Origin of the sequence: Parapusillimonas granuli, from assembly GCF_013416525.1 — a bacterium.
Taxonomy (GTDB): Bacteria; Pseudomonadota; Gammaproteobacteria; order Burkholderiales; family Burkholderiaceae_B; genus Parapusillimonas; species Parapusillimonas granuli.
Window position 1 is genome coordinate 350,532 of the sequence record NZ_JACCEM010000003.1, and the last position, 25,559, is coordinate 376,090.

The window sequence follows — 25,559 nt, forward strand, 5'->3', positions numbered from 1 at the left end:
CTGACATGAACACGAACCGCAGAAACTTCCTGGCCACCGGCGCAGCGCTGCTGGGCACCACCCTGCTCGGCGCCCACGCCGGCGCGCGGGCGGCCGCCGGGGGCTATCCCACCAAGCCCATCACCATCGTCGTGCCTTTCGGCGCGGGAACCACCACCGACCAGGTCGCACGCTTCCTCAGCCCCTACCTGTCCGCCGATCTCAAGCAGCCGGTGGTCATCGACAACAAGGCCGGCGCCAGCGGCACGATCGGCATGCAGTTCGCGGCCAGGCAGCCTGCCGACGGCTACACATTCGTGCTTGGCACCAACACCACGCATGCCGCCAACGTCAGCCTGTTCAAGCAGCTTCCCTACGATCCGGTCAAGGACTTCACGCCGATCAGCAACCTGATCATCGGCGGCGTCGTGCTGGTGGTAAGAGCGGACCACCCTGCGAAAAACGTCCAGGAACTGGTCGCCATGATGAAGAAGAACCCGGGGCGCATGACTTTCGGCGCCGGCAATTCGTCGTCCCGCGCGGGCGGCGAAGTCATGCGCGAACTCGCCGGCGTCGATATCCTGCACGTTCCGTACAAGACCCTGCCCGTCGCGCTCACCGACCTCATCGGAGGCCAGATCGACATGGTGTTCGGCGACGCCCCGGCCGTCATGCCCCTGGTGGAAAGCGGCAAGCTGAAAGCGCTGGGCGTGTCCACGAGCAAGCGCATCGCCAAGTACGCCGACATTCCCACCATAGCCGAACAAGGGGTGGCCGGCTACGAGGTAACGGGCTGGATCGCCGCTTTCGGCCTGCAGGGCACGCCGCCGGAAATCATCAACCGCCTCAACGGGATCATCGTCCGGGCCATGAAGTCCGACGAAGCGGAAAAGCAATTCGGTTCGCAAGGCTGGACGCCGGTTCCGGGTTCGCCGGAAGAGCTCGCGAAATTCCAGCTCGTCGAAATCGATCGCTGGGCCCGGCTGGTCAAGGCGGCGGGCATCCAGCCGACCTGAGCCCCTGCTTTTTCAACGTCAACGATTCCTGGGAGACGAAGGTGGTCGAAGAACTTGGCGATGCCGCGCCGCATCCGATGCCGGGCTGGGCCCGGGCGGCCCTGGAAATGCCCAGCAGGTCCAGGCGGATCGATGCCGACGGCTGCCGCGTTCATTACCTGAGCTGGGGCGATCCCGGGCGGCCGCCCGTGATCCTGGTGCACGGCAATGCCGCCCATGCCGAGTGGTGGCGCTTCATTGCGCCGCTGCTGGCAACGCAATACCACGTGCTGGCCATCGACCTGGGCGGCATGGGCGACAGCAGCCATTGCGGCCGCTACGAGCGCGAGCGCTATGCCGGGCAAGTCATGGCGGTGGCGGACGCCGCCGCGCCGGGCCGGCCGCCGTTCATCGTGGGCCACAGCATGGGCGGCTTCGTCGCCATCATGGCCGGCGCGGCGCACGGCGGCCGGCTGGCCGGCATCATCGTGATCGACTCGCCCATCGAATCGCCCGACAGGCGGATTCCCGCCCATGCCGTGCAAGTGCAGGCGCGGGCCGACGTCTACGCCGATCGGGCCGAGGCATTGCGGCGCTTTCGCCTCGTGCCTCAGCAAGAAGTCGAATGCGCTTTCTACCTCGACCACATCGCCCGCCATTCCATCGTCGAGGCGGCGGGCGGATGGCGGTGGAAATTCGACCCGGCGGCCGTCGGCCACCCGCGGCCCACGGCGTTCACCGACGCGCTGCTCGGCATGCGCTGCAAGGCCGCCTTGTTCATCGGGGAACATAGCGCCCGTGTCGACCAAGAAGCGCGCGCCTACATGCGCCGCACTTTCGGCGGGCGCATGCCCATCGTGGAACTGGCCAACTGCCGCCACCACGTCATGCTGGACGAGCCCCTGGCCCTGGTCGCAGCCCTTCGCACCCAGCTGTCCAACTGGGCGCTCGAACACACCGATTCGGGGAACGGCCCATGACGGACGCCACGATCCAATACACCTTAAGGCAGGGGGTCGGGCACATCGTGCTGAACCGCCCGGCAAAGCGGAACGCCCTGAGCCTGGCCATGCGAACGGCGCTCTGGGACGCGGTCGACCGCGCCGACCAGGACGACGCGGTCCGGGCGGTGCTGCTTTCGGGCGCGGGCGAGCATTTCTGCGTGGGCGGCGACATCGGCGAAATGCGTCCCGGCGCCTTGGATGCGGAGGCGGGCCGCGACCGCATCGCCCCCGTGACCAAAGGCGCCCGGCGCCTGCTGGAAACGACGAAGCCAGTGGTGGTGGCGGTCGACGGCTGCGCCTACGGCGCCGGATGCAGCCTCGCGCTCGCCGCGGATTTCGTCGTCGCCACGGAACGCGCGAGCTTCTGCATGTCTTTTCTCCGGCTGGGGCTGGTGCCCGACGCATGCGGCTTGTTCACCCTGCCGCGAGTGGTGGGCTGGCTCCGCGCCAAAGACATGCTGTATTCGACGCGCGCGATCGGCGGCGCCGAAGCCCTGGAGTACGGCATGGTCAACGAACTGGCCGTTCCCGGCGACCTGGAGGCGCGTGCCCGGGAAATCGCCCTGGCCATGGCGAGCCTGCCGCGCACCGCTTTCGGCCTGGTCAAGACCGCCCTGCTGCATTCGATGTCGGCGGACGTGGGAGCCATGGCCGATGCCGAAATGGCCGCCCAGGCCATCGCGTACTCCACGGCCTACCACGAGGCGGCGGTCCAACGCCTGCGGGCGGGCGCGCCGCCCCTTTATGCCTGGCCGGCGAAAGGCGGCGGGTGATCGATGCGGGCGATCAAGATTATTGCGGCAGCCGCCGTATATCGATAGAGCTAGGAGATAGCGATGAAAGACGTTCTGCGCCTCGGGGCAGGGTCCGGTTTTTGGGGCGATGCCCAGGATCCGGCCGTTGAGCTGCTGGAGAAAGGCGGGCTGGATTATCTGTGTTTCGATTATCTGGCCGAGCTGACCATGGCGCTGCTGCAAAGGCAGAAAATGAAGAGTCCCGACGCCGGCTACATACCGGACGCCGTGCAGTGCATGAGCACGCTGCTGCCCAAAGCGCGGGAGCGCGGAACCCGGCTGATATCGAACGGGGGCGGCGTCAACATCCGCGCCGCGGCCCAGCGCATCGTCGAGGACGCAAGAAAGAACGGATCGGCCGGCGCGCGCATCGCGCTGGTGGAAGGCGACGACCTGCTCGACAAGCTGGACCTGCTGGCGGCGGGCAAGGCGCCGCTGACGAACCTGGACACGGGCGACGAGGATTTTTCCGCAATACGCTCGCGCGTGGTTTCCGCGAACGTGTATACCGACAGCTCGGGCATCGTCGAAAGCCTGGAGGGCGGCGCGGACGTGGTGATCACCGGCCGCGTGTCGGACAACGCCTTGTACGTCGGTCCGATGGTGCACGAGTTCGGCTGGCGCAGGGACGCGGCCCACGCCGACTTGCTGGCCGCCTCGGTGACGGTGGGCCACATCCTGGAATGCGCCGCGGGGTGTACGGGCGGCATGTCGTCCCGTTTCGCCGAGATGCCCCGGATGGGCCATGTCGGCTTCCCCATCGCCGAGTTCCGCCGCGACGGCAGCGCCGACATCACCAAGCTGCCGGGCACGGGCGGGCGCGTCGATCCCTTCACGATCAAGGAGCACCTGGTCTACGAAATTTCCGATCCGCGCAATTACCTCATGCCGGACGCCGTCGCGGACTTCACGTCCTTGCGCCTGGAGGCCGTGGGCGAAGACCGCGTGCGGGTGTCCGGCGTCAAGGGCAAGCCCGCTCCGGACCTGGTCAAGCTCGTGGTCGGCTACCAGGACGGATGGATAGGGGAAACCATGGCGTTCTTTCCCTGGCCGAACGCCTATGACCGCGCCTGCAAGGCCCGTGAAACCATGCTCGAGCGCTTCGAGCGGATGGGGCTGGCCGCCGAACAGATCCAGTTCGACTTCATCGGGCTGAACATGCTGCACGGCCCCGCCGCGCCGGCGCCCCAGCGGGAACTGGCGAACCAGATGAATGAAGTGGGATTGCGCTGCGCGGTGCGGACGAAAACGCGCGAAGAGGCCGACAAGGTCCGGCGCGCCGGCACCCATCTGTGGATCATGGGGCCCGGCGGCACCTCGTTCGGCACGCCGATGAAGGCCCGGCCCATCGTGGCCTTGTGGCCGACACTGATCCCGCGCGAATTCGTGCGGCAAACCACCGACATCCTGGTAGCCTGAGGGGAACGCCATGACACGCCAGCTTCACGAAATCGCCTACGTCAGGTCCGGAGACAAGGGGGACGTCTGCACGGCCGGCCTGGTGGCCAAGGCCCCCGGCGACTATCCGCTATTGCTCGCGAGCGTCACCCCGGAAGCGGTGAAGGCGCTCTATGGCGACTGGGTAAAGGGCGAGGTGCACTGCCACCGCATGGACAACATACAGGCGGTGGTGGTCGTCATGCACGGGGCCCTGGGCGGAGGAGCCACGAAAACGCTCCGCCTGGATCAGACCGGCAAATCGCTGGGGCATGCCTTGTTGCGCCTGAGCGTGGTGGAGTGAGATGGCAATACTGCATTCCATGCTGCGCAACGCGGGCGAGGACCTCGAACGGAACCGGGCGGCTTACGAAAGCCTGCGCCGGCAGGTGCAGGCGGCGCAGGCGCCGTCCATTCTGGGCGGCGGGGGCCGGCATGCCAAGACCCATGTCGAGCGCGGCAAGCTCATGCCCCGCGATCGCATCAACCGGCTGCTCGACCCGGGGACGCCCTTCCTGGAAGTCGGGCAGCTGGCCGGCCATGGTTTGTACGAAGACGACGTCCCCTCGGGCGGGCTGATCGTCGGCATCGGCATGGTCGCGGGGCGGCCCTGCATGGCGATGGCGAACGATGCGACGGTCAAGGGCGGCACCTACTACCCCATCACCATCAAGAAGCAGATCCGGGCGCAAGCCATCGCGCGCGAGAACGGGCTGCCGTGCATCTACCTGGTCGATTCCGGCGGCGCCTTTCTGCCACTGCAGGAAGAGATCTTCCCCGACGAGCACCATTTCGGCCGCATCTTCCGCAACATTGCGGAGATGTCCTCGCTGGGGATCAAGCAGATCGCCGCGGTGATGGGGTCCTGCACGGCGGGCGGGGCCTATATCCCGGCCATGTGCGACGAGACTGTCATCGTAAAGGGCAAGGGCACGATCTTCCTGGGCGGGCCGCAGCTGGTGCAGGCCGCCACCGGCGTCGTGGTCGACGCGGAGACGCTGGGCGGGGCGGACGTCCATACGCGCCTGTCGGGGGTGGCCGACCACTTCGCCGACGACGATGCGCATGCCCTGGCGATCATCAGGGAAATCGTCGCGCGGCCCGGGCCCAAGCCTTTTTCGCCGCCGCCCAGGACGCCGGCGCCGCCGCTCTACGACCCGGCCGAACTTCCGGGGCTGATACCCGCCAACCCCAAGCAGCCGATACCCGCGCGCGAGATCCTGGCCCGCCTGATGGACGGCAGCGAGCTCAACACCTATCGCGAGCGCTATGGGCCCACGCTGCTGTGCGGCACGGGCGCGATCGGAGGCTACCCCGTCGGCGTCCTGATCAACGACGGCCCGCTCTTTTCCGAGAGCGCCCAGAAAGCGGCCAATTTCATCGAGCTCTGCACCCAGAGCGACATTCCGCTGCTGTTTCTCCACAACATCAGCGGTTTCATGGTGGGCGCGGAATACGAGCAGGGCGGCATCGCCAAGGACGGCGCGAAAATGGTGAACGCCGTATCCACGTCCCGGGTGCCCAAGTTCAGCGTGATCATCGGCGGCAGCTATGGCGCGGGCAACTTCGCCATGTGCGGCCGCGCCTTCGGCCCGCGCCTCATGGCCATGTGGCCCAACGCCCGCACGTCGGTCATGGGGGGCGAGCAGGCCGCCACGGTGCTTGCCCTGGTGCGCCAGGACCAGCTCGCCCGCCAGGGCAAGGCGCTCACCGCGGAAGAGGTCGAGGCGTTCAAGCAGCCCATCCGGGACCACTATGCAAGCCATAGCACGCCCGTCCACGCGGCGTCGCGGCTATGGGTCGACTCCGTGATCGACCCGGTCGACACGCGGCAATGGCTGGCCCTGGGACTGGCCCTGGCGCACGATGGGCCTCGCGAAAGCACGCGCTTCGGCGTATTCAGGATGTGACATGTTCAAACGCATATTGATCGCCAACCGCGGCGAGATCGCCTGCCGCATCGCCCGCACTTGCCGGGAGCTGGGGGTGGAATACGTGGCGGTCCACTCGTCGGCCGATGCGGGCGCGCTGCATTTGCGGGGCGCCGCCGCGGCCGTCTGCCTGGGGGCGGGGCCGGCCGTGGACAGCTATCTGAAAGGAGATGCGATCGTCGCCGCCGCCCTGCGCCACGGCTGCGAGGCGGTCCATCCGGGCTATGGCTTTCTGTCGGAGAACGCGGGCTTCGCCCGGTCGGTGCAGGATGCGGGGCTGGTCTTCATCGGTCCGCGCCCGGAAACGATCGAGGCGCTGGGTGACAAATCCCGCGCCAAGTCCTTGATGCGGGACGCCGGCGTGCCGACGGTGCCCGGCATGGTCGAGGCGAGCGAAGACCCGGCGCAAATAGAACGCATGATCCGCGAGATCGGCTTGCCGGTCCTGCTCAAACCCAGCGCCGGGGGCGGCGGGAAGGGCATGCAGGTGCTGCGTTCGCTGGCCGGCCTGCGTCCGGCGATCGAGGCGGCGATCCGGGTGGCGCGCAGCAGCTTCGGCGACGGGCGGCTGATCGTGGAGCGCTACGTCGAGCGGCCCAGGCACGTCGAGGTGCAGGTGTTCGGGGACCGACAGGGCAGGGTGGTGCATCTGTTCGAGCGCGAATGCACCTTGCAGCGGCGCCATCAAAAAGTGGTCGAAGAAGCGCCCGCCATCGGCCTGCCGCCGGCCGTCCGGGCGCGGCTGCACGAGGCGGCGCTGCGGGGCGCCGCCAGCATCGGATACGTCAACGCCGGAACCTTCGAATTCATCGTCGACCAGGACCACGATTTCTACTTCCTGGAAGTGAATACGCGTCTGCAGGTCGAGCACCCGGTGACGGAAGAGATCACCGGCCTGGATCTGGTGGCGTGGCAGCTGCGGGTCGCGGCGGGCGAGCCGCTGCCGTTGCCGCAATCGCGGATCGAGGCGCAGGGTTGCGCGATCGAGTGCAGGGTCTATGCGGAAGATCCGGCGGCGGGTTTTCGCCCGGCGCCGGGCCGGGTGTCGCGCGTGGCGTGGCCGCCAGGCATCAGAGTCGAGGCGGGCGTCGCCGCGGGGGACGGCGTCCCGGCCTTCTACGACCCCATGGTGGCGAAGCTGGTGCTGCGGGCCGACAACCGCCCGGAGGCGCTGAGACGCATGCGCGAGGCCTTGCAGCGCACGGTCCTGCTCGGCCTGACGACCAATCTCGGATTCCTGACGCGGGTGCTCGAAGATCCCAGGGTCCAGAGCGGCGACATCCATACCCAATACCTGGACGAGGCGACGGCGCTGCATGAACCGCGGTCCGGTGTGGCGGCCGCCGTCGCCTGCGCGGCGGCCCGCCTGGGCAAGCCGGCCGAATCGGCCTCCCCCTGGAGCGCGGGCGCAAAAGACGGCGTGCTGGACCGGCGCTCGCTGAGCGCGGCGGCGCCTCTTGGAAGCTTGGGATTCTGGGCGGGAGACCGCCTGGTCCATGCCGATCTGGCGCCATTCATCGATGGCGGGATCCGGGCATGCGTGGACGGGCAGCCGTTCCAGGTAAGCTTCCTGCCGGCGGAGGACGGAATCCATCGCGGCACGGTGGGCGGGCTCCCATGGGCGGCCTGCGACACCGGCACGGCCGTCGAGCTGCAGCTGGACGGCAGCCGCCATACCCTCCAGGCGGCCGGTTCGCGCAACGCCGATGAAGCCAAGGCCGCCGGCGCCGCGGTCGCCCCCATGCCGGGCATCGTCACGGCGCTGCCCGTGCAAGTCGGCGTCAGGGTGGCCGAAGGCGAGGTCCTGGCCGTGGTGGAGGCCATGAAGATGGAAAACCAGGTCCTGGCGTCCACAGGCGGGGTGGTGACCGCCGTCCACTTCTCGGTGGGCGCCAATGTGAACGTGGGCGACCTGCTGGTCGAAGTGGAGGTCGGCGAGTCCTGAAACGCGACGCGAGCCCGCCGGCGGATACGCGGGCGTCCGGATGCAAGGCGCTAATTTTGTTTTGAATCGATCCCGGCCTGGGCGCGTTTCTCTTTAAAATCCGTCGCGTAGCCGGCTTGCCCCGACGTGGTGGCCTATAATTCCGTTTTCGATTTACAGGACCTACATGAATCAGATCGAGGACCGCGGCGCGGACGGCAGTGGAACCGGTGTCCGGGTGTTGGCGCGGGGACTCGCCATCCTGCAGGCCTTCGAGCCGGACAACGCCTGGCGCTCGAACACGGAACTCGCCGCCAGGACGGGCGTGCCCAAGCCCACGGTGTCACGGATCACCGCGCATCTCACCGCCAGCGGCTATCTCATCTATTCACCGGAAAAAGCGCAGTACAAACTGGGCACGTCGGTGCTGGCTCTCGGCTACCTGGCCGCCTCGGCCTGCGAGCTGACGACCCAGGCCAGACCCTTGATGCAGCAGCTGGCGGACGACCACAGCGGGTCCATCGTCCTGGCGTCGCAGGACGGGCTCAGAATGGTCTGCCGGGAAGTCTGCCATGGCCGGGGCATGCTGTTCGGGTTGCGCGTGCACCCCGGGTCGCGCCTGAGCCTGTCGCGGTCGGCGCTGGGCAGGGCCGTCATCGGCGCCATGAACGAAACAGAGCGCGCCAAGCTCCTGGCCGCCATCGCGCATGCGCATCCCGAGCACTGGCAGCGGCTGGAACCGGAGATCCAGGCCGCCGTCCGCCAAATGCAGGCGCATGACTATTGCATCGCCATAGGCACCGTGGAAACCGGAACCAACGGCATCGCGGTCGTGATCGACATGCCCGACCGGCCGCACGCCTACGCGCTCGGCTTCGCCGTTCCGGCCAACCAGGTGACGGCGGAACACCTGGCGGCGGCGATCGCGCCCAGGCTGCTGGAAATCAAGCATCGCCTGGAACGCGACGTGGCGCGCAGGAGCCCCGAATGAGACGCAGGACCGCCGAACCGAATCCGCCCATGCTCGGGCTCGAAGCCGCCGGCGGCGGGCAGGTGAATTCGCTGCAGCGCGGGCTCGACATCCTGCACCTGTTCAACGGCCGCGAGCCCATGCTCACGCATGCCGAGATCGCCGGCCGGCTGGGCCTGCCGCGGGCCACCGCCTCCAAGCTGATCGCCACTTTGGTGGCTGCGAATTTCCTGCGCCAGGACGTCAACGGCGCGTATGGCCCCGACGTGGCCTGCCTGGCATTGGGGCGCGCCGTCAAGCGCGGGCTTCCGGTCGTGCAGGCGGCATCGCCGCAAATGCTGCGCTTCGCCGAAGAGTTCGGCGTCCATGTCAGCCTGATGACCAGGGAACGCCTGCAGATGCTCGTGCTGGAACACGCCGTTCCCAGCGGGCTCAGCCACCTCGGGCTGGCCACCGGCGCGCTGGTGCCGATGGCGCGTTCGGCATCGGGGCGCGCCTTTCTGTGGGCGCAGAAGCCGGGCTTGCAGGCGGAGCTGTTCGAGGCCCTGAAGGACGCCGGCGCGGAAGGCGCGCACCGATTCATGCCGGGCGTCTACGCCGCCTTCCAGGAGCTCGAAGAACGCGGCTTCTGCTTCATGGCGTCGCCCGTGACCCGTCAAACGAGCTCCGTCGCCACGCCCCTGTACGACCGGGGCGCTCCGGCCTATTCCCTTGCGGCCATGTCGCTGGGCGGCAGCGACCGTGAGCGCGAACTGATCGAGGAGATCGGCCCGCGCCTGCTGCAGGTGTCCGCCGAGATCTCGCGCGACCTCGAACGCCTGCCCGCATGACGCCCGTGCGAAGGGGCCGGGCCCCCGCGGAGCCCGGCCCCTTCTTTCCCGCTTGCTACGAGATGGTCAGGCGCTTGGCTTGCGCCTGGGTCTTCTTGGGCAGGGTCAGTTCCAGGACGCCGTCGTTGAAGCGGGCGCTGGCGCCGGCCTCGTCCACGTCCTGGCTCAGCTGGAAGCTGCGGGACACCCGTCCGAAGTAGCGCTCGGTGCGCAGCACGCGCTCGCCGTCCTTTTCCTGCCTTTCCTGCTTGCGTTCGGCGGTGATGGAAACGCGCGGGCCGTCGATCTGCACGTGGATGTCTTCCTTCTTGATGCCCGGCAGCTCCGCCTGGACTTGATAGCCGTCGGCGTTTTCCTTGACGTCCACCCTCATTTCGGGCGATTCGAGAGCCGAATCGAAACCGAAGTCGATGGGACGGACGAAGAAGCCGCGGAAGAGATCGCTGAAGGGATCGCGTCGGATGATGTTGCTCATGTTGATTCTCCTGAAATCAGTCATTGAACATTGGCTTCGGGCCGGCCGTTGACACCGGCTTGCGTGGCATATAAATATGGGCTGGCGCAAGGTTTTCAAGGGTCGGGAAAGGGTCCGAAACCCGCATGAAGCCTGACCTGGATCAAGAAATTTCTGGATCATCCGGGGCGGCCGCTTCATAATCGGAAATTCGCGGATGCATTCGCGCCCACCGACGAAAAGGAGCCGCCATGACGAGACTGACAGCCAAGGATTTCGCCCCCGAACTGCTCGAACTTTACGACCACTATGTGCACGGAAAAATCAGCAAGCGCGAGTTTCTCGGCCGGGCGGGGAAATTCGCCCTGGGCGGCCTGACGGCCTCGGCCGTTCTGGCTTCGCTGCGCCCCAATTACGCGCTGGCCCAGCAGGTTTCCTTCACCGACCCCGACATCGTCGCGGAATACATCACCTACCCCTCTCCCCAGGGGCACGGCCAGGTGCGGGCCTATCTGGTCAAGCCCGCCAAGGCGGAAGGCAAGCCGCCCGCGATCGTCGTGGTGCACGAGAATCGCGGCTTGAATCCCTATATAGAAGACGTGGCCCGGCGCGTGGCCAAGGCCGGCTTCATCGCGCTCGCGCCGGACGGGCTGACCTCGCAGGGCGGCTATCCGGGCAATGACGACAAGGGGCGGCAGCTGCAACAGAAGGTCGACCCCGTGAAGCTGATGAACGACTTTTTCGCCGCGATCGAATTCATGGCCTCGTACGAGGGCGCCGGCGGGAAAGTCGGCATCACCGGGTTCTGCTATGGTGGCGGCGTCGCCAACGCCGCGGCGGTCGCCTATCCGGAACTGGGCGCGGCCGTTCCCTTCTACGGGCGCCAGGCCAAGCCCGAGGACGTGCCCCGCATCCAGGCGCCCTTGCTGCTGCATTTCGCCGAAAACGATGCCAATGTGAACCAGGGCTGGCCGGCGTATGAGGCGGCGCTCAAGCAGCACGGCAAGACGTACGAGGCCCACGTCTATCCGGGCACCAACCACGGCTTCCATAACGACTCCACCCCTCGCTACGACAAGGCGGCGGCCGACCTGGCCTGGAGCCGCACCGTGGACTGGTTCAACCGGTACCTGCGCTAATCCGCGCTTTCCTGCTTTTCCAGGAGGGCGATGGCGTCGCCGGGGCCGCCCGGCATGCCCGAGGCGCCCGCATGCATGAGGTCTTCGATCAGGGAGACGACCTTGAGGGCGGGCGGGGAGAGCTCGCGGCGCGCATGGTGGATGATGTTGCAGCCCAGTTCGGCTTCGCTGGAATAGGCCAGCGGCAGCTGGACGATGCCGCCCGCGGCCAGCGGTTCCCGGATGGCCTCGCGGACGCACAGCATCACCACGTCGCTGTTCAAAGCGACGGTCAGCAAGGTGTCCACGCTGTTGCATTCCAGCGCGAGCGGCAGGGCGTCGCTGTGGGGCAGCCGGTACAGGGCCGCCAGCTGGTTGCGGGCGCGGGGCGGCAGGTGGGTGGCCGCCAGGCGGTAATCCGCCAGTGCCGCGCGCAGTGAGCGGTGGCCGACGGCCAGCAGCGGGTGGCCCGCGCGCACGAACAAGCCGATGTGCTGGGGCGGCAGGGGCCGCAGCAGGAAGTCGGACGAGGGCGGCAGGCTGTGCGTGATCGCCACGACGAAATCCAGGCTGTCCCGCACCAGCATTTCATGCAGGCGCTGCCAGCTTTCGATCTCGACGCGCATGCATATGCCGGGATAGTCGCGCGCAAGCCGGGTCAGCAAAGGCGACAGGAAGCCGGCGGCCGGGAACACGCCCGCGCCCATGGCCACGTCGCCGGTTTCGATTCCATGCAGGGATTCCACGCGCCGATGCAGCGCGTCGGCCTCTTGCAGCACCCGGTGCGCATGTTCCAGTACCGCGCGCCCCGCCGGAGTGAGCGCCAGGCCGGAGGCGGAGCGGTCCAGCAGTTGGACGTCCAGGCTGTCTTCCAGCGCCTGGATGCTGCGGCTGAGCGCCGATTGCGTCAGATGCAGGCGCAACGCGGCGCGTGAATAGTGGCGTTCTTCGGCCAGCACGGAAAAGTGCCGCAAGGTGCGCAAGCTAACCATGATGAGTATTACTCATAAGCTGTAGGAAAAGTTTGCATTTGATTCATATCAATTCCAAGCCTAAAGTTTCCAGGGCGGAAAGGCAAGCCATGCCGCCGCAAGAAAACTAGAAACGGAAGGAGACGATATGCGCGCAAGTAACTGGATTCAGAAATCCGCCGTCTGTCTGGCGACAGTCGGCGGCATGTTTTTCATGCCGCTTTCCGGCGCGGCGCCCGCCTGGCCCGCGGCCGGCAAGACGATCACCATCGTGGTGCCTTTTCCGGCGGGCTCGGGGTCCGACGCCCTGGCGCGCATGCTGGCGCAGAAAGTCACCGAGCAGACCGGTTCGCCGGTGGTCGTCGACAACAAGCCCGGCGCGGGCACCATCATCGGCGCGCAGCACGTCGCGCGCGCCGCGCCCGACGGCTATACCCTGCTGTACACCATCGTGGTGACGCACACCCAGAATCCGCATCTGGTCAAGAACCTGCCCTACGACGCATTCAAGGACTTCACGCCCGTGCTGCAGGTCGTGCGTTCGGCCACGGTGCTTTCCGCCAACAAGGACGCGCCCTTCAGCACCACCAAAGAGCTCATCGAGTATGCAAAAGCGAACCCGGGCAAGGTGAACTACGCCTCTTACAGCATGGGCTCCACGTCGCACCTGAACGGCGAGATCCTCAAGCGCGAGGGCGGCATCGACATCGTGCACGTGCCTTACAAGGGCACGTCCGACGCCAGCCGCGCCTTGCTGGCGGGCGACGTGCAAGTGTATTTCGACGGCACTTCCAGCGCCGTCGAAAAATGGCGGGCGGGGCAGGTCAAGCTTCTGGGGCCGGCCACCGACAAGCGGCTGAAAGTGCTGAAGGACTTGCCCACGCTCGAAGAGCAGGGCTTGCCCGGCCTGAACATCGTGGGCTGGCAGGGCCTGTTCGCGCCGGGCAATCTGCCGCCCGAGCTTGCGGAGCGGATCGCCGAGGTATTCCGGAAGGCGCTGAATACGCCGCAGGTGGCGAAGTACATCGAAGACGGCGGCAATGAGGTCAGCGGCGCGGGTCCGGCGGAGTACGCCAAGATCGTACGCAGCGACTATGAACGCTGGGGCAGCGTCATCCGGGACGCGGGCATCCGGCTCGAATGAAACTTGGAGGCGGCAGCATGCATGATTTTGTAATTCGCGGGGGTACCATCGTCGATGGCACGGGCCGGGCTTCGTTCACGGGCGATGTGGCGATCGAGCAGGGCGCCATCGTCCAGGCGGGCGGGCGCGCCGGCGCGGGCCGCCGGGAGATCGACGCCGCCGGCTGCCTGGTCACGCCGGGCTGGATAGACATACACACGCACTACGACGGGCAGGCCACCTGGGATCCTTATCTCAGCCCTTCGACCTGGCATGGGGTAACGACCGCCGTGATGGGCAATTGCGGCGTCGGCTTCGCCCCCGTCAAGCAAGATCGCCGCGATTGGCTGATTGCCGTGATGGAAGGCGTGGAAGACATTCCCGGCTCCGTGCTGTCGGAAGGCATACAGTGGGAATGGGAAACCTTCCCGGAATACATGGACGCGCTGGACCGCAAGCCCAAGGCGCTGGACATCGGGGCCCAGGTCCCGCATTCGGCGCTGCGCACGTACGTCATGGGCGACCGGTCGGTCCATCACGACGAGGCGTCCCCGCCGGACCTGCAGGAAATGCGCCGGCTGCTGCGCGAGGCGCTGGACGCGGGCGCCATGGGGTTCTCCACGTCCAAGACCTTTCTGCACAAATACGACCAGCGCAAGTATCCCCCGGGCACCTTTGCCACCGAAGAGGAACTGATGGCGCTGGGCACCGTGATGGGCGAGGCCGGCCACGGCGTGTTCCAGATGACCGCCAACCATCCGCTGATGGAGCAGGAAATGCCCTGGCTGAACGCCCTGGCCCGCCACAATCGCCTGCCGGTGCTGTTCAACCTGCAGCAGACCGACGATGCGCCCGATGTGTGGAAGCGGCTGCTGGCCACACTGGACCAGGCCCGCGAAGAGGGCGTGCCGCTGCTGGGCGGCATCAGCGGCCGGCCGCTGGGCATCTTGTTTTCCTGGGAAAGCACGCTGCATCCGTTCGTGGCGCACCCGACCTTCAAGGTCTTGCGCAAGCTGCCATTCGAGGAAATGATCGCCCAGTTGCGCGACCCCGCCGTCAGGAAGAAAATCATGCGGGAGAACGCCGGTTTGCTGGACCGGCGCGCCACCACGCTGTTCAGCAGCTTCCACAAAATCTACCCCCTGGGCGACGACCCGGACTACGAGCCGTCGCCGGACGAAAGCATCGCCGCCGTCGCGCAGCGGACCGGGCGGGCGCCGCTGGACATCATCTACGACCTGATGCTCGAAAAGAACGGCAAGGCGATCCTGTACTACCCGTCCTTCAACTACGCCTATGAGCACCTGGATCACCTGCATCAGATGCTGCGGCACGAGAACACGGTGAACAGCCTGTCCGACGGCGGTGCGCACTGCGGCTATATCTGCGACGTCAGCATGCCGACGTTCATGCTCAGCTACTGGACGCGCGACCGCCGGCGCGGGCCGCGCCTGCCTCTGGAATGGGTGGTGAAGCGCCAGACGCTCGACACGGCCCGAGTCTACGGCCTGCATGACCGGGGCGTGCTGCAAGCGGGGCGCAAGGCCGACCTGAACATCATCGATCCCGACGCGCTCAGGCTGCATTGCCCTGAAATGGTGTACGACCTGCCGGCCGGCGGGCGGCGCCTGGTGCAGCGGGCCGACGGCTACGTGGCCACCGTGGTGAACGGCCAGCCCATCTACGAGCACGGCCAGGCCACCGGCGTCTTGCCCGGCAAGCTGCTGCGCAGCCGCGCCGGAGGCATCCATGCGTGACGCTTCGCTCCAGGGCGGCCACGGGGATGCGGCCGCCATCTTCCTGCATGGGCGCACCCATGGCGCATGGCTGGACCAGCCGGTTTCCCCGGATCTGCTGCGCCGGCTGTTCACGATGACCATCATGGGGCCCACCTCGGCCAACTGCCTGCCGCTGCGCATCGCCTTCGTCAGCAGCGCGGAAGGCAAGGCCCGCCTGGTGCCGCTGATGGCGGCCGGCAACCGGGAAAAAACCCGCAAGGCGCCCGTCACCGCCGTCCTGGCCTATGACCTGGCCTTCCACGAGCACCTGCCCAGGCTCTATCCGCACGAGCCCGGAGCCGCGTCCTGGTTTACCGGCAGCCCCGCCGCCACCCGGGAGGCGGCCTTGCGCAACGGCAGCCTGCAGGCCGGCTATTTCATCATGGCGGCCAGGGCGCTGGGCCTGGATTGCGGCCCCATGGGCGGCTTCGATGGCCCGGCCATCGCGCATGCTTTTTTTCCGGGCCGCGCATATGAAGTCAATTTGCTGTGCAACCTGGGCTACGGCGACCACGCCCGCCTGCGCCCGAGGCTGCCCAGGCTGTCATTCGATGACGCGTGCGTCCTGGCCTGAGGGCGGGACATCCAGCCTTGCCACCTTGCCCTCGGTTGCGGGCGACGCCGCCGGATAGCGGCGCATGACCAGCGGGTCGTGGCCGGGAATGACGTGCCGCGGCGAGTCGGCCAGGCTGTACACCAGCCGATGACCGTCGAGCATGTCGCCCACGTTGTGGACGATGGGGAAGGGTATGCCGCGTTCGATGTTGCCATAAAGATGGGTGGCGTCCGACGCCAGCACCACCCAGCCGCGCCGCGTCCAGACGCGCAGCACCTGCAGGCCCGCGGTGTGCCCGCCCACCAGATGCAGGCTCAGGCCGGGCGACAGCTCGGTGGTGCCGCGATGGAATCTTACCTGCCCGCCATAGAGCTTGCGGACGAACTGGACGATGTCCTCGACGTTGAAGGGGTGGCGCAGGGCAGGGTGGCACATGCAGCGCCCGGTGGCATAGGCGGATTCGGCCTCTTGTATGTGGAAAGTGGCGCGCGGAAAGCGGTCCAGCGTGCCGGCATGGTCGTAGTGCAAGTGGGTGAGGATCACGTCCCGGACGGCGGCGGCGTCGATGCCGAGCAGCGCCAGGCCTTCCGGCACCGGCAGCAGCAGTTCGCGGCCGCGGGCCCGCGCGGCCGCTTCGTCGAAGCCGGTGTCGACCACATAGGTTTCATCGCCCCGGCGGGCGACCCACACGTAGTAATCGAGATCCGAGTCCGCGTCGTGGAAGTCCACCGACCCCATGTAGTTGTCTTGCGCGGCGCGGCCCTGGTGGCGCGCGTACCGGATTGCATAGAGTTCGAAAGGAAGCATGCCCTGGGCGCCCATGGATCGGCCTTTGAAGTCGTTACGCGGAGCCGGACGACCGCGAGCTTGGCGCTGGCCTGCCCGACAATATAATTGTATTACAGTATGACCGGTCGACCAAGGCTGGCAGCGAAGGGAGGGCGGGCCGACGGGGCGGCAGCCGTGGCGAGGGCCGCCGCTTCAGGCCTTTTTCTGGGCGGCTTCGCCGTCCTGGGCCTTGCGCAGCAGCCCGATGGCCACCGCCGCGGCGTTGCGCACATGCCGCCCGCCCGCGCGGCGCGCCGCTTTTTCATCCTTGGCCTCGAGCGCCTTCAGCAGATCCCTGAGTTCGGCCAGGCTCTTGGCCGCGCGCCCCGGGGCCGCCATCGACATCGACCGCAGCAGCATGATTTGCGAATTCAGCAGGCGCAGGCTGTTGGACAAGGCCTCGTTGCCGGCGCCTTCGAGCAGGCAGCGGTAGAAATTGTTCTTGGCCTTCAGCTGGCTCAGGGCGTCGTTGCCGGACCAGGAGGCCTCCAGTTCCGCGTAGGCGGCTTTGAGGGCGTCGAGCTGCCTGGCCGTTGCGCGCTGGGCGAACAGCTGGCTTGCCAGCCCTTCCAGTTCTTCGCGGACCCGGTATATGCCGTCGGCCTGCTCGGGGGTGATGGTCTCCACCACCGGGCCACGGTGCGGAATGACCTTGATCAGCCTTTCGGTCTCCAGCTGGCGCAGGGCCTCGCGCACCAGCGTGCGGCTCACGCCCGTCATTTCGCATAGTTCGCGCTCCGGCAGGCGGTCTCCGGGATGAAACCGGCCCGCAAGAATGGCGTTGCGTATGCTTTCCGTAACGCTATGGCGCAGCACCGCTGCAACACGATGCACCTTGAAATCATCATCGTCTTCCGGGGACTTCATATGAGTGCCTGTATCCTTGAGAAGTCATTGAAAAGCGGCGCTCCCGCCGCCGGCTTGGGTGTCGGAACGCATAGGGGGCAAGTTTAGCCTACGGCCGCGGCCATTCCCGCCGCCTCGGCCGCGTCGGCCGAGCCGTCCAGGCCCCACACCGCGTCGATCAGGCGCGCGGCGTCGCAGCCCGAACGCCCATGGCGGCATAGCTCGCGCAGTTTGTCTTCGATCTCCTTGTCGGTAAGCGGGCGCTCCAGGGCGCCGCGCGCCACGGCCACGTGCTCGCGAACGGTTTCGCCGCCCTGGAAGCGGACCGCCACCTCGGCGCTGTCTATCGCATAGCCGGCGTCGTCCTGGAAGCGCAGCAGCGCCCCCAGCCTGCGCACCGCCGGGTCCGCCGCCGCCTCGTCCGAGAAAGCATCCAGGCCGGCGCGCCCATGCAGCAAAGCCATGGGGACGGCATGCTGGGCGCTTACCTGGGATTCGCGCCCATTGCGCGGATCGGGCCGGTCGGTGCGCTGGCGCAGCAGCGGATGGCCGGTCAAGGTGATGGACTCGACGGCGCGCAAGCGGTTCTCGTCGAGGCGGGCGGACAAGGACAGGCAGGCGTCCAGCACGGGGTTCAGCACCACGCCGCAGGGATAGGGCTTGTACGCCACCTTGCTGATTTCCCATTGCTGGCCGAGATCGCGGGTGACGGCATCCGGGTCGGGCGCCTGGCCGTACACCGGGAGAAAGCCATGGACGCCTTCCAGGGGCCGGGCGGGGCCGTCGAAATCTTCTTGGGCCAGCAGGCAGGCCAGCAGGCCGTTGCGCGCGGCATTGCCGACGCTGACGCTTTTGGACATGGTGCCCAGGCATTCGACCAGGCCGGCGGCCTGGCATGCCGCCGAGCCCATCGCCCAGCACAATTGCGCCGGGTTCAGGCGCAGGGCGCGCCCCGCGGCCAGCGCCGCGCCGAACACGCCGCAGGTCGAGGTGATGTGCCAGCCCTTGCCGTAATGGAAAGGCGAGACGGCGTTCCCGATGCGGCATTCGGCTTCCACGCCCAGCAGGAAGGCCATCATGAAATCGCGGCCGCGCAGCGGGAAGGTTTCGCTCAGGGCGAACAGGGCGGCGGCGACGGGGGCGGTGGGGTGGATGATGGTGGGGATGTGCGTGTCGTCGAAATCGTACACGTTCGCGGCCATGGCGTTGATGGCCGCGGCATTGAGCATGTCCAGGCGTTCGCGGCGGCCGACCAGGGTCGTGGAGGGTGCGGCGGAATAGCGCGCATAAACGCCCACGGCCTTGTCCAGGGTAGGGTCCCGGCACCCGGCCAGGGACACCGCGAAATAATTGAGCAGGGCCCGCTTGATTTCGTGGCGCACGGATCCGGGCACCTGCTCCCACGAAGCCGCGTGGATGAAGCCGGCCAATTGCGTGGACACGGAATCATGGCGCCCGGACGGAAAGGAATGCATGGCTGGACCCTCTGGTGGTTGATCGCGCTTGTACTCAGGCATACGAGAATATTGTATTACGGTAATATTGACAGATTGATAGTTCGAGATTCATAATTTACCCTAATTTCATCTTTCCTCACAGGAGCCGGCACGACCATGCGTGAAGAATTCAATACCGAGCTGTTTGCCAAGGGCCTCAAGAATCGCCAGGAAGTGCTTGGCGCCGAGCACGTCCAGAAATCCCTCGATGCGGCCGACGACTTCACCGCCGACATGCAGAAACTCGTCACCGAATGGTGCTGGGGCGAACTCTGGAGCCGCCCGGGCCTGGACCGGCGCACGCGCAGCATCATCAACCTGGCCATGCTCTCGGCCTTGAACCGGCCGCACGAAATCCGGCTGCACGCGCGCGGCGCCCTGAACAACGGCTTGACGCCGGCCGACATCAAGGAAATCTTCCTGCACGTGGCCATTTATTGCGGGGTGCCCGCCGCGCTCGACGGCATGAAAGTCGCCGCGGAAGTCATTGCCGAAGAAAAAGCGCGCCGCGCCGGCGCAGGGGCGCAATGATGGCCGCGCCCAAACCCCGGGTCGGCCTGGTGGGCGTGGGCGCCATGGGCGCCCCCATGGCGGCTTGCCTGATCAAAGCCGGCTACCAGGTCTCCGTCTTCGACAGCAACGCGCAGCGCGCCGCCGCGTTTGCGCAAGAACACGGCTTGCGGCCGGCCGAATCCCTGGTGGGCCTGGCCGGGCAGTCGGACGCCGTGATCACCATATTGCCCAACAGCGCCATCGTCGAAGAAGTCTTGTTCGGCCAGGGCGGCATGGCCCCGGCGCTGCGGCGCGGCGCCGTGGTCATCGAAATGACGTCGGGCGTTCCCAGCAAGACGGTGGCGTTCAGCGAGCGCCTGGCGCGGCAGGGCGTGGCGCTGTTCGATGCGCCGGTGTCCGGCGGCGTGCCGCGCGCGCGCACCGGCGAGCTCACCATCATGGCGGGCGGCGAACAACGCGACATCGACGCCGCCATGCCGATTCTTTCGGCGCTGGGCAAGGTGATCCACACCGGGCGCATCGGCACCGGCCACGCCATGAAGGCGCTGAACAACCTCGTGTCCTCGGCCGGGTTCCTCATCGGCATCGAGGCCCTGCTGATCGGGTCCCGGTTCGGCATAGACCCGGCCACCATGGTCGACGTCCTGAACGTATCCACGGGCATGAACAACAGCACCCAGAAGAAGTTCAAGCAGTACGTGCTGTCGCGCAAGTTCGACTCGGGCTTCGCCATGGCGCTCATGGTCAAGGACTTGACCATCGCGCTGGGCATTGCGCACGAAAACGACGTCAACGCGCCGTTTGCGGAGCTGTGCCGCAATCTGTGGGCCGGGGCCGGCGCCATCCTGGGCCCGCAGGCCGACCATACCGCCGTCGCGCTGCTCAGCGAACAGCTGGCCGGCACCCAGATCGGCAATACCGCCGCGCCGTCGTGATCCACCCCGAAGGCGCGGTCGACACCATCAAAGGAGATGACAATGAAGAAGACGATAGCCATGGCTGTATTCGCCGCGGCGGCCGCCCTGCCGCTGGGCGCGCAGGCCGAAGTCAGCAAGCTGAACATTCCTCTGGGGGCGGGCGGCTTCGGCTTCCTTCCGCTGCACATGATGAAGGAGCACAAGCTGATCGAAAAACACGCCGAGAAAGCCGGCCAGAAGGTCACCGTCAACTGGGCGAACATCGGCGGGCCGTCCGTCATGATCGACGCGCTGCTGTCGGGTTCCGCGGACTTCATCTCGGCCGGGCCGCCTTCCTTCCTGCTGCTGTGGGACCGCACCAAGGGCACGGCGAACGTGAAAGGCGTGGCCGCGATGAGCTCCATGCCCATGTACCTGAACGCCCGCGCGCCCCATCTCAAGTCGCTGGATGACCTGAAGGAAGGCGACAAGATCGCGGTCACTTCCGTGAAGTCGTCCATCCCGTCCATCGTGATGCAAATGTACGCGGTCAAAAAATACGGCAAGGACCAGGCGTTCCGGTTCGACCCCTACACCGTCACCATGAATCACGGTGATGCGGCTTCGGCGCTGATTTCCGGCAGCGGCAGCATTGCGGCGCACTATGCCTCTTCGCCCCTGGCCGAGCGCGAGATGAAGACCAAGGGCATACGCACCATCCAGAATTCGGACGACGTCATGGGCGGGTCCACCACCTTCACCATGGTGTCCACCACCACCCGCTTCCACGATCAAAACCCCAAGGTATACGCGGCCTTCGTCGCGGCGCTGCAAGAGGCCCAGGAAATGATCAAGGCCGACAAGGAAGCCGCGGCCAAGGTCCTGATCGAATCGATGGGCGGCAGCGGCGCCGTGCCCGACATGGTGGAGATCCTGAACAATCCATCCACCAAATACACGGCCAAGCCGGAGAACGTCATGAAATACGCCGCCTTCATGCACGAGATCAAATCGATCAAGAACCGGCCCGAGAAGCTCGAAGACCTGTTCTTCCCCGGCCCCGCCGTGTCGCAAGGAAACTGATCGCCCGCCCCGGAGACCGCCGCTCATGCCTCATACCGCAACGCCGCTCCTGTCCGTGCAAGGCGTAACCCTGCGCTACCGCACGAAAGACCACCTGGTCACGGCCACCTATCGGGTCAGCTTCGACGTCCATCGTTCCGACCGCTACGTCATCGTGGGGCAGTCGGGCTGCGGCAAGTCCACGCTCCTGAAGGCGGTGGGCGGCTACCTGCCCACGGTGGAAGGGTATATCCGGCTCAATGGCGCGGAAATCACCAAGCCGGGCCCGGACAGGGTCATGGTGTTCCAGGAGTTCGACCAGCTCCTGCCCTGGAAGACCGTCAAGGAAAACGTGGTGTTCGCGCTCACGGCCAGCGGCCGACTGGACCGCAAGGCCGCGGCCGAGAAAGCCATGCACTTCATCGACAAGGTCAATTTGTCCGACTTCGCCGACAGCCTGCCGCACACGCTTTCGGGGGGCATGAAGCAGCGCGTGGCCATCGCCCGCGGCATGGCGATGGAGCCCGAGATCCTGCTGATGGACGAACCCTTCGCCGCGCTCGACGCGCTGACCCGCGCCAAAATGCAGGAAGAGCTGCTGCAGCTCTGGGAGGACACCCGCTTCACCGTGCTGTTCGTCACGCACTCCATTCCCGAAGCGGTCAGGATAGGCAGCAGGATCCTGCTGCTGAGCCCCCATCCCGGGCAGGTCCGCGCCGAACTGAACAGCGAGGGGGTCGACGCGGCCGGCCCCGACGGCAAGCTGCTGAGCCAGCGGATCGAGGACCTGCTCTTCGAGGAAGACGCAACGCAAGGGAGGATGGCGCATGTCTGAAACCGCGGCCAAGCCTGTTTCACCTGTTCCACGCGAGGAAATCGTCAACACGATAGAAGACAGGGGATACGGCATCATCGAGAAGCCCTTGAGCGTCTGGGAAAGGCTGCTGGACAACGGCGTCTTCCGCAAGGCCGTCATGCTGGCGCTGCTGGCGCTCGTCTGGGAAGCCTATGCCCGCTGGTCGGGCAATCCGCTGCTGTTCCCCACCTTCGTCGCCACCGTGCGGGCCTTCTTCAATGGCATCCTGACCGGGACCCTGCTGCACGCCACCTGGACGTCGATCTCTTTATTGCTGCAAGGCTATGCCGCGGGCCTGGCCATCGCCGCGCTGTTCACGGCCTTCGCCAGCGCCACCCGCGTGGGGGCCGACCTGCTCGAAACGCTGACGTCCATGTTCAACCCCTTGCCCTCCATCGCGCTGCTGCCGCTGTCGATGATCTGGTTCGGCCTGGGCAACGCCAGCATCGTTTTCGTGCTGATCCACGCGGTATTGTGGGCGGTGGCCCTGAACACCCATTCGGGCTTCCGCTCCGTGAGCCCGACCTGGCGCATGGTGGGCCGCAACTACGGCCTGACCGGCTTGCGCTATGTGTGCAAGATCCTCATCCCGGGCGCCTTTCCCAGCATCCTCACCGGCATGAAGATAGGCTGGGCGTTCGCCTGGCGCACCCTGATCGCGGCCGAGCTCGTCTTCGGCTCCAGCTCGGGCTCGGGCGGCCTGGGCTGGTACATATTCCAGAACAAGAACATGCTCGACATTCCCAACGTATTCGCGGGGCTGCTGACGGTCATACTGTTCGGCCTGCTGGTCGAGAACCTGATCTTCCGCGTCGTCGAACAGCGCACCATCGGGCGCTGGGGCATGCAGATCTGATGGCGGCCCTGGCTCGCACACTGGCCGAATTCGTGGTGTCCGTCCCCGCCGGCGCCATTCCGGCGCTGGCCATGGAGCGCGCCAAGATGAGCCTGGCCAGCACCATCGCCAGCGCCGCCATGGGCCAGGACATCCCCTCGGCGCGCATCGTGCGCGGCCTGGAGCTCGAAGAGGGCGGGGCCGGGCAGGCAAGCGTATGGTTCCAGGGCGCCCGCCTGCCGCTCACCAGGGCGGTGCGCGTGAACGCCGTGGCCAGCGACGCGGCCGCCTCGGACGACAGCGACATGCGCAGCATCGCGCACATCGGCACCATCGTGTCCAGCACGGCGCTCGCCCTGGGCGAGCACGCCGGCACCGGCGGGGCGGACCTGCTGCGCGCCATGGTCCTGGGCTACGAGATCGCCGGCCGCATCGACGAATCCCTTACGCCGGGCCGCATGCAGCGCGGCTTCCACGGGTCCGTGTCGACGGTGTTCGGCGCGGCCGTGACCGCGGGCCGGCTGCTGGGCCTGGACGCGCACCGCATGGCGCATGCGATTTCGCTGGCGGCGACGTCCATCGGGGGCATGGCCATCGCCGCCGACACCAGCTGCGCCCGCGAATACCATGCCGGCAACGCGGCCATGGCGGGCGTGCAGGCCGCCCTGGCGGCCATGCGCGGCTACGAAGGCGAGCCGGCCGTGCTCGAATCGCCGCGCGGTTTCCTGAGCGCCATGAACGGGCAGGCCGTCGGCGACATCGCCAAGGACCTGGGCAAGGAATGGGACATCGTCACCGACATGGCCATCAAGCTCATGCCCGGCGCCCATCCCTTCCATGCTACGGCCGAGGCCGCGGCGGACGCCGCCATGGCCGGCAACGTTTCCCCGGCCGACATCGAACGCGTCATGGTGTCGGCCGCGGTCCAATGGACCAGCTTCAAAGGCGAGCCGCATCCGCGCAGCCTGGTCGACGCGGCGCACAGCCTGTTCTATTTCGTGGCCGCCTCCATCGTCGAGCGCAAGTTCGATTGGGACGCCATGACCGACGCAAAGATGCGCGATCCCGTCATCGCGGCCGTGCAGGACAAGATCGTATTCGACCCGCACCCTCCGCCCCTGCCCGACCGCTTTCCCCATCGCCACGGCGGCAGTGTCGCCATCCGCCTGAAAGACGGCCGGGAGTTCGCCGCCACCTGCCGCGCGCCGCGCGGATCGGGCGCGCGCGGCGTGGACTGGAAAGACGTCGAAGCCAAGTATCGGCGGCTCGCGCCGATGTCCGGAATGGGCGCGGCGCGGGTGCAAGCAAGCCTGCGCCTGCTGCGCGGCTTCGATGAACTGCCGGACGTCCGGGAGTTGACGGAAATGCTGGCTCATCCGGCGGGCGGGCCGGAATAGACGGGCCGCGGCGCGCTCGGGCCGCTATCCTTGTATGATTCCGTCATGAAGCCCGCGCGCCCGCTCACCCTTCTCGCATCGGCCATCGCGGCGGTCCTGGTGTCCGTCGCGCTGCTGCGGTTCTTTGCGCCCGAGGCGTCCGGCGCCCGGCTGCTGCATACCGAGCCGTCCGAGTTCGCCCCCGTCCTGGTGTTCGAAGAATTCGGCGAACGCTGCATGAACTTCAACACCATGAAGGACTATGGGCGCCAGACCTGCATGCGCATCGACGACCCGGACCTCATGGTCTTCGCCTACACCCGCATGATGACCAGCGCCTTGTTCGTGAAGCCCGACCCGCACAGCGTGCTGTTCGTCGGCCTGGGCGGCGCGACGCTGCCCAAGGCCTTCGCCAAGATCCTGCCCGGCGCGATGATCCATACGGTGGAAATCGACCCGGCGGTCCTGCGCGTCGCGGAGCGCTATTTCGGATACCGGCAGGGGCCTCGCCAGCGTGTGTTCGTGGAAGACGGCCGCGCCTTCATCGAGCGGGCCCGCCGGGAAGGCCGGCGCTACGACATGATCATGCTGGATGCCTTCGACGTCGACTACATACCCGCGCATCTGCTGACGCGCGAATTTCTGGAACACGTGCGCGCCATCCTGTCCGACGACGGCGTGCTGGTGTCGAATTCCTTCACCGCCAGCCGCATGTATGAACGCGAATCCGCCACCTATGCGGCGGTGTTCGGCGACTTCTTCAACCTGCGCAGCGGCATCGCCGGCAACCGGGTGATCATCGCGACGAAAGCCGCCTTGCCCGACGACGCGGCGCTCGCGCGCAATGCGCAGGCGCTGGCGGGCCGGCTGGCGCCGTTCGGCATCAAGGCCGACGAGGCGCTGGGGCGCTATTCGCGCAGCCGGGACTGGGACCCGGACGCCCCCGTCCTGACGGACTGAATCGAGCCGCGCCGCGCAGGCCGCCGC

The 25,559-nt window shown here is 67.0% G+C and carries 25 protein-coding genes; 20 read left to right on the forward strand and 5 right to left on the reverse strand.

Going from position 1 to position 25,559, the window contains the following annotated elements; all coding sequences use genetic code 11:
* Positions 1–5: 5 nt before the first annotated feature.
* The 9 genes from H0A72_RS06910 to H0A72_RS06950 all read left to right on the forward strand — a co-directional run bounded on the left by H0A72_RS06910 (position 6) and on the right by H0A72_RS06950 (position 9,864).
* Positions 6–995, forward strand: coding sequence for a Bug family tripartite tricarboxylate transporter substrate binding protein (locus tag H0A72_RS06910; protein WP_180154330.1), 990 nt, complete (start codon positions 6–8; stop codon positions 993–995).
* A 41-nt stretch (positions 996–1,036) separates the two neighbouring features.
* Positions 1,037–1,954, forward strand: a complete 918-nt coding sequence (locus tag H0A72_RS06915) for an alpha/beta fold hydrolase (protein ID WP_180154331.1) — start codon at positions 1,037–1,039, stop codon at positions 1,952–1,954.
* Positions 1,951–2,751, forward strand: a complete 801-nt coding sequence (locus H0A72_RS06920) for an enoyl-CoA hydratase/isomerase family protein (RefSeq protein WP_180154332.1) — start codon at positions 1,951–1,953, stop codon at positions 2,749–2,751. The genes H0A72_RS06915 and H0A72_RS06920 overlap by 4 nt, the downstream gene beginning before the upstream one ends.
* A gap of 63 nt (positions 2,752–2,814) precedes the next feature.
* The gene (locus H0A72_RS06925) at positions 2,815–4,191 is read left to right on the forward strand and encodes an acyclic terpene utilization AtuA family protein (protein ID WP_180154333.1); all 1,377 of its coding nucleotides are present in this window, start codon (positions 2,815–2,817) and stop codon (positions 4,189–4,191) included.
* Between the two features lie 10 nt (positions 4,192–4,201).
* Positions 4,202–4,513 (forward strand): AtuA-related protein, encoded by a 312-nt coding sequence (locus tag H0A72_RS06930; RefSeq protein WP_180154334.1) that lies wholly within the window; start codon positions 4,202–4,204, stop codon positions 4,511–4,513.
* Position 4,514: 1 nt separating this feature from the next.
* Entirely contained in the window at positions 4,515–6,119 is a 1,605-nt protein-coding gene (locus tag H0A72_RS06935; RefSeq protein ID WP_180154335.1) for a carboxyl transferase domain-containing protein, read from the forward strand.
* Between the two features lies 1 nt (position 6,120).
* On the forward strand, positions 6,121–8,085 hold the full coding sequence (locus H0A72_RS06940) for an acetyl/propionyl/methylcrotonyl-CoA carboxylase subunit alpha (RefSeq protein WP_180154336.1): 1,965 nt from the start codon (positions 6,121–6,123) through the stop codon (positions 8,083–8,085).
* Between the two features lie 166 nt (positions 8,086–8,251).
* Entirely contained in the window at positions 8,252–9,055 is an 804-nt protein-coding gene (locus H0A72_RS06945) for an IclR family transcriptional regulator (protein ID WP_180154337.1), read from the forward strand.
* On the forward strand, positions 9,052–9,864 hold the full coding sequence (locus tag H0A72_RS06950) for an IclR family transcriptional regulator (RefSeq protein WP_180154338.1): 813 nt from the start codon (positions 9,052–9,054) through the stop codon (positions 9,862–9,864). Before H0A72_RS06945 ends, H0A72_RS06950 begins: the two co-directional genes overlap by 4 nt.
* 55 nt (positions 9,865–9,919) lie before the next feature.
* Here the strand turns inward: H0A72_RS06950 and H0A72_RS06955 are convergent, their stop codons facing one another.
* Positions 9,920–10,339 carry an Hsp20/alpha crystallin family protein gene (locus H0A72_RS06955; RefSeq protein WP_180154339.1) on the reverse strand — a complete coding sequence of 140 codons (420 nt, stop codon included), beginning with the start codon at positions 10,337–10,339 and terminating at the stop codon, positions 9,920–9,922.
* 230 nt (positions 10,340–10,569) lie between these two features.
* Between H0A72_RS06955 and yghX the strand changes: the two genes are divergently transcribed.
* The gene (yghX, locus tag H0A72_RS06960; RefSeq protein ID WP_180154340.1) at positions 10,570–11,457 is read left to right on the forward strand and encodes a YghX family hydrolase; all 888 of its coding nucleotides are present in this window, start codon (positions 10,570–10,572) and stop codon (positions 11,455–11,457) included.
* Here the strand turns inward: yghX and H0A72_RS06965 are convergent.
* Complete coding sequence (locus H0A72_RS06965; RefSeq protein ID WP_218953205.1) at positions 11,454–12,428, reverse strand: LysR family transcriptional regulator; 975 nt, start codon at positions 12,426–12,428, stop codon at positions 11,454–11,456. The two genes, yghX and H0A72_RS06965, sit on opposite strands and share 4 nt — an antisense overlap.
* 127 nt (positions 12,429–12,555) lie before the next feature.
* On the opposite strand from H0A72_RS06965, the gene H0A72_RS06970 reads away from it, so the two are divergent.
* From H0A72_RS06970 to H0A72_RS06980, 3 genes are read left to right on the forward strand one after another with little or no spacing between them, the layout of a single operon-like run.
* Entirely contained in the window at positions 12,556–13,551 is a 996-nt protein-coding gene (locus H0A72_RS06970; RefSeq protein WP_180154341.1) for a Bug family tripartite tricarboxylate transporter substrate binding protein, read from the forward strand.
* A gap of 17 nt (positions 13,552–13,568) precedes the next feature.
* The gene (locus H0A72_RS06975) at positions 13,569–15,287 is read left to right on the forward strand and encodes an N-acyl-D-amino-acid deacylase family protein (RefSeq protein WP_180154342.1); all 1,719 of its coding nucleotides are present in this window, start codon (positions 13,569–13,571) and stop codon (positions 15,285–15,287) included.
* Entirely contained in the window at positions 15,280–15,882 is a 603-nt protein-coding gene (locus H0A72_RS06980) for a malonic semialdehyde reductase (protein WP_180154343.1), read from the forward strand. The genes H0A72_RS06975 and H0A72_RS06980 overlap by 8 nt, the downstream gene beginning before the upstream one ends.
* On the opposite strand, the gene H0A72_RS06985 is transcribed toward H0A72_RS06980, so the two are convergent.
* The 3 genes from H0A72_RS06985 to H0A72_RS06995 all read right to left on the reverse strand — a co-directional run bounded on the left by H0A72_RS06985 (position 15,853) and on the right by H0A72_RS06995 (position 19,013).
* Positions 15,853–16,671, reverse strand: a complete 819-nt coding sequence (locus H0A72_RS06985; protein WP_218953206.1) for an N-acyl homoserine lactonase family protein — start codon at positions 16,669–16,671, stop codon at positions 15,853–15,855. The two genes, H0A72_RS06980 and H0A72_RS06985, sit on opposite strands and share 30 nt — an antisense overlap.
* 174 nt (positions 16,672–16,845) lie before the next feature.
* Positions 16,846–17,559 carry a GntR family transcriptional regulator gene (locus H0A72_RS06990; protein WP_180154345.1) on the reverse strand — a complete coding sequence of 238 codons (714 nt, stop codon included), beginning with the start codon at positions 17,557–17,559 and terminating at the stop codon, positions 16,846–16,848.
* Positions 17,560–17,642: 83 nt separating this feature from the next.
* Positions 17,643–19,013, reverse strand: a complete 1,371-nt coding sequence (locus H0A72_RS06995; protein ID WP_180154346.1) for an MmgE/PrpD family protein — start codon at positions 19,011–19,013, stop codon at positions 17,643–17,645.
* A 138-nt stretch (positions 19,014–19,151) separates the two neighbouring features.
* Between H0A72_RS06995 and H0A72_RS07000 the strand changes: the two genes are divergently transcribed.
* The 7 genes from H0A72_RS07000 to H0A72_RS07030 are packed head-to-tail and all read left to right on the forward strand — an operon-like array spanning position 19,152 to position 25,532.
* The gene (locus tag H0A72_RS07000; RefSeq protein WP_180154347.1) at positions 19,152–19,565 is read left to right on the forward strand and encodes a carboxymuconolactone decarboxylase family protein; all 414 of its coding nucleotides are present in this window, start codon (positions 19,152–19,154) and stop codon (positions 19,563–19,565) included.
* The gene (locus H0A72_RS07005; protein WP_484555947.1) at positions 19,472–20,482 is read left to right on the forward strand and encodes an NAD(P)-dependent oxidoreductase; all 1,011 of its coding nucleotides are present in this window, start codon (positions 19,472–19,474) and stop codon (positions 20,480–20,482) included. Before H0A72_RS07000 ends, H0A72_RS07005 begins: the two co-directional genes overlap by 94 nt.
* Positions 20,483–20,524: 42 nt before the next feature.
* The gene (locus H0A72_RS07010; RefSeq protein ID WP_180154349.1) at positions 20,525–21,526 is read left to right on the forward strand and encodes an ABC transporter substrate-binding protein; all 1,002 of its coding nucleotides are present in this window, start codon (positions 20,525–20,527) and stop codon (positions 21,524–21,526) included.
* Positions 21,527–21,551: 25 nt separating this feature from the next.
* Positions 21,552–22,340 (forward strand): ABC transporter ATP-binding protein, encoded by a 789-nt coding sequence (locus H0A72_RS07015; protein ID WP_180154350.1) that lies wholly within the window; start codon positions 21,552–21,554, stop codon positions 22,338–22,340.
* Positions 22,333–23,217, forward strand: coding sequence for an ABC transporter permease (locus H0A72_RS07020; RefSeq protein WP_180154351.1), 885 nt, complete (start codon positions 22,333–22,335; stop codon positions 23,215–23,217). The genes H0A72_RS07015 and H0A72_RS07020 overlap by 8 nt, the downstream gene beginning before the upstream one ends.
* The gene (locus H0A72_RS07025) at positions 23,217–24,593 is read left to right on the forward strand and encodes an MmgE/PrpD family protein (protein WP_180154352.1); all 1,377 of its coding nucleotides are present in this window, start codon (positions 23,217–23,219) and stop codon (positions 24,591–24,593) included. The genes H0A72_RS07020 and H0A72_RS07025 overlap by 1 nt, the downstream gene beginning before the upstream one ends.
* Positions 24,594–24,638: 45 nt before the next feature.
* Positions 24,639–25,532, forward strand: coding sequence for a spermidine synthase (locus tag H0A72_RS07030; RefSeq protein ID WP_180154353.1), 894 nt, complete (start codon positions 24,639–24,641; stop codon positions 25,530–25,532).
* The last annotated feature ends 27 nt before the right edge of the window (positions 25,533–25,559 follow it).

Bases quoted from the DNA above. Each gene is read 5' to 3' on its own strand.
- H0A72_RS06955 (WP_180154339.1), bottom strand. From the start codon at position 10,339: ATGAGCAACATCATCCGACGCGATCCCTTCAGCGATCTCTTCCGCGGC.
- H0A72_RS06990 (WP_180154345.1), bottom strand. From the start codon at position 17,559: ATGAAGTCCCCGGAAGACGATGATGATTTCAAGGTGCATCGTGTTGCA.
- H0A72_RS06980 (WP_180154343.1), top strand. From the start codon at position 15,280: ATGCGTGACGCTTCGCTCCAGGGCGGCCACGGGGATGCGGCCGCCATC.
- H0A72_RS06940 (WP_180154336.1), top strand. From the start codon at position 6,121: ATGTTCAAACGCATATTGATCGCCAACCGCGGCGAGATCGCCTGCCGC.
- H0A72_RS06935 (WP_180154335.1), top strand. From the start codon at position 4,515: ATGGCAATACTGCATTCCATGCTGCGCAACGCGGGCGAGGACCTCGAA.
- H0A72_RS06975 (WP_180154342.1), top strand. From the start codon at position 13,569: ATGCATGATTTTGTAATTCGCGGGGGTACCATCGTCGATGGCACGGGC.
- H0A72_RS06970 (WP_180154341.1), top strand. From the start codon at position 12,556: ATGCGCGCAAGTAACTGGATTCAGAAATCCGCCGTCTGTCTGGCGACA.
- H0A72_RS06930 (WP_180154334.1), top strand. From the start codon at position 4,202: ATGACACGCCAGCTTCACGAAATCGCCTACGTCAGGTCCGGAGACAAG.
- H0A72_RS07020 (WP_180154351.1), top strand. From the start codon at position 22,333: ATGTCTGAAACCGCGGCCAAGCCTGTTTCACCTGTTCCACGCGAGGAA.
- H0A72_RS06945 (WP_180154337.1), top strand. From the start codon at position 8,252: ATGAATCAGATCGAGGACCGCGGCGCGGACGGCAGTGGAACCGGTGTC.
- H0A72_RS06910 (WP_180154330.1), top strand. From the start codon at position 6: ATGAACACGAACCGCAGAAACTTCCTGGCCACCGGCGCAGCGCTGCTG.
- H0A72_RS06965 (WP_218953205.1), bottom strand. From the start codon at position 12,428: ATGGTTAGCTTGCGCACCTTGCGGCACTTTTCCGTGCTGGCCGAAGAA.
- H0A72_RS06920 (WP_180154332.1), top strand. From the start codon at position 1,951: ATGACGGACGCCACGATCCAATACACCTTAAGGCAGGGGGTCGGGCAC.
- H0A72_RS07015 (WP_180154350.1), top strand. From the start codon at position 21,552: ATGCCTCATACCGCAACGCCGCTCCTGTCCGTGCAAGGCGTAACCCTG.
- H0A72_RS06950 (WP_180154338.1), top strand. From the start codon at position 9,052: ATGAGACGCAGGACCGCCGAACCGAATCCGCCCATGCTCGGGCTCGAA.
- yghX (WP_180154340.1), top strand. From the start codon at position 10,570: ATGACGAGACTGACAGCCAAGGATTTCGCCCCCGAACTGCTCGAACTT.
- H0A72_RS07010 (WP_180154349.1), top strand. From the start codon at position 20,525: ATGAAGAAGACGATAGCCATGGCTGTATTCGCCGCGGCGGCCGCCCTG.
- H0A72_RS06925 (WP_180154333.1), top strand. From the start codon at position 2,815: ATGAAAGACGTTCTGCGCCTCGGGGCAGGGTCCGGTTTTTGGGGCGAT.
- H0A72_RS06985 (WP_218953206.1), bottom strand. From the start codon at position 16,671: ATGCTTCCTTTCGAACTCTATGCAATCCGGTACGCGCGCCACCAGGGC.
- H0A72_RS07000 (WP_180154347.1), top strand. From the start codon at position 19,152: ATGCGTGAAGAATTCAATACCGAGCTGTTTGCCAAGGGCCTCAAGAAT.
- H0A72_RS06995 (WP_180154346.1), bottom strand. From the start codon at position 19,013: ATGCATTCCTTTCCGTCCGGGCGCCATGATTCCGTGTCCACGCAATTG.
- H0A72_RS07025 (WP_180154352.1), top strand. From the start codon at position 23,217: ATGGCGGCCCTGGCTCGCACACTGGCCGAATTCGTGGTGTCCGTCCCC.
- H0A72_RS07030 (WP_180154353.1), top strand. From the start codon at position 24,639: ATGAAGCCCGCGCGCCCGCTCACCCTTCTCGCATCGGCCATCGCGGCG.